At 61.6% G+C, this 2,197-nt stretch carries 1 protein-coding gene and 2 pseudogenes; all 3 read right to left on the bottom strand.

The genetic code is table 11. From position 1 onward, the window contains the following. Window positions 1–304 (bottom strand): annotated as a pseudogene (locus tag EOA86_RS31725) (ABC transporter permease); the annotation flags it as partial. A gap of 70 nt (window positions 305–374) precedes the next feature. Continuing rightward, complete coding sequence (locus EOA86_RS31720; protein WP_128345210.1) at window positions 375–1,901, bottom strand: ABC transporter substrate-binding protein; 1,527 nt, start codon at window positions 1,899–1,901, stop codon at window positions 375–377. A 106-nt stretch (window positions 1,902–2,007) separates the two neighbouring features. Beyond that, a pseudogene (locus EOA86_RS31715) lies at window positions 2,008–2,197 on the bottom strand (NAD(P)/FAD-dependent oxidoreductase); the annotation flags it as partial.

Here is a 2,197-nt window from a genome sequence, read left to right as displayed (position 1 = left end):
GTTCCAGTGTCGCCGGCAGCCGGTTGAAGACCAGGCCCAGCACATCCTGCCGGAGCGAGATCGAGGTGCCGAAATCGCCCCTGATGACGCCGGAAAGCCAGATAAAGAACTGCTGGACGATGGTTTTGTCGAGCCCGTAGAGCGCGCGCAGCCGGGCGATGTCGGCATCGGTCGCGCCGGGCGGCAGCATCATCGCAACCGGATCGCCGGGCGCGACGCGAATGACGACAAAGACCACGACGGCGACGCCGAGCAGCGTGATCGCCATCGTCAAAAGACGTATCAGAAATCTTTGCAGCAGCATGGTCGCTTGTATGCCTGGCGGAAAATGCGCGCCGTCATTGCGGACGGCGCGTGGCGATCCCTGGCCGATGTCAGGCCGGGGTCATCAGCGCCGGCAAAAGCGCGCCGGAAACATGCTGCACGACATTGACGCCCTTGGCGTGCACGATCGGCTGCGCATACTGGATCAGCGGCAGCACATAGGCCTGTTCGGCGATGTATTTGTCGACAGCCTTCCAGCCGGCGATGCGCTTGGTCTCGTCCTTCTCGCCCCATAGCGGGTTGATCATGTCGATCAGATCCTGGCTGTCCCACACCGAATGCGGGCTCGGGCCATAGGTGGCAAAGCCGGTCGAGGTGGTCGGATCGCCGATGGCGTTGCCCCAATTGTAGAAGGCGGCCGGGGCCAGCTTGTCGGCGGCGCGCAGCTCGTAGTGCTTGGCGATCTCGTAGACCTCGATCGACGCCTCGATGCCGACCTTGCGCCACATGCCGACGATCGCCTGGACCATCTCGTAATCCTTGGGCTTGAAGCCCTTAGTCGTCTGAATCGTGAACTTGACCGGCTTCTCCGGCGAGTAGCCCGACGCGGCCAGCAATTCCTTAGCTTTTTCCGGATTGTGCTCGACCTTGATCGATGGGTCGTAGGCCTCGTATTCCGGCGTCTCCAGCGTATCGATCGGCTGGCCGTAGCCGCGCAGCAGCCGCTCGACGAGCAGCTTCTTGTCGACCGCCATCACCGCGGCCTGGCGGACGTTCTTGTCCAGTATCACATCGATGTCGTTGAAGAAGATCATGCCGATGTCGGAAACGTTCTTGCACGAGCCGGCAAGCCCGTCCTTGGCGACCAGGCGATCATATTCCTCATAGGGGATTTCGAGCGTCACCTGCGAAGAACCGGACTCGATTTCGGCAACGCGGCTCGCCGCGTCGGTGACGAACTTGATCGTCACATTCTCGAAAGCCGGCTTGCCGCCCCAGTAGTTCGGGTTGGCCTTGAGCCGCAGGAAGGCGTTGCGCTCGAACTTGTCGACCATGTAGGGGCCGGTGCCGATCGGGGCTTTCTCGAAGCCTTCGGCGCCGACCTTCTCGTAGTAGGCCTTCGGCATGATGTAGCCGGTCAGGAACGACATCCATTTGAAATACACCGGGTCGAACTGCACGACATCGCCAGTGATCTTGTTGCCGGCGATCTTGAAGTTGTTGACGTTCTTCCAGACGAACTGGATCGGATTCCCTGTTTTTTCGTCGCCCGCCCGCTGCAGCGACCACACCACGTCCTCGGCGGTGAGCGGCGAGCCGTCATGCCAGGTGACGCCCTCGCGCACCGTCATCATGATCTTGCTGCGGTCGTCGTTCCAGCCCCATTCGGTGAGCAGGCCCGGCGCAAAGGAAAGGTCCGGCTTCTGCGGGATGAACTGATCGAACACCGACTGGTAGAGGCCCTGGATCGTCGGGTTGACCGCCGAAGGGCCGGTTGTCGGGTCCCAGGACGGCAGGTTGACGTTGTAGGCGATGGTCAGTTCGCCGGCTGCCTTGGCTATTTGCGGCAGGCCGATGACGGTGGCGCCAAGTGCTGCTGCGCCATATCCGAGCAATTCTCGTCTGTTGATTGTCATGGTCGTTCCCCTGTTGGTTTTCTATGCGCGTCGTTGTCATGCAGTGGGTTCAGGCTCCTTGGGCAACCGCGCATTGCCTCTCCTTCACCCGCAAGTGTTTTGAATTCTACCTCCCGCCGAGCTGTTGGGCGAGCATGTAGCCCGAGGCCGCGCCTGTGCCGGCGCCCGGCCATGTTGCAGCACCGGTGAGATGCAAATTCATGACCGGCGTGTTCCAGCCGGCAAAACCGCGCGCCGGACGAAACAGGAAATTCTGCGCCAGATGATGGCTGCCGCAAATCTGGTCGCCGCCGACG

It is taken from the genome of Mesorhizobium sp. M5C.F.Ca.IN.020.32.2.1 (genome assembly GCF_004023105.1).
In the GTDB taxonomy this organism is placed as follows: Bacteria; Pseudomonadota; Alphaproteobacteria; order Rhizobiales; family Rhizobiaceae; genus Mesorhizobium; species Mesorhizobium wenxiniae.
The sequence above is the reverse complement of the archived record's forward strand: the minus strand, read 5'-3'. Positions and strand labels throughout refer to the sequence as shown.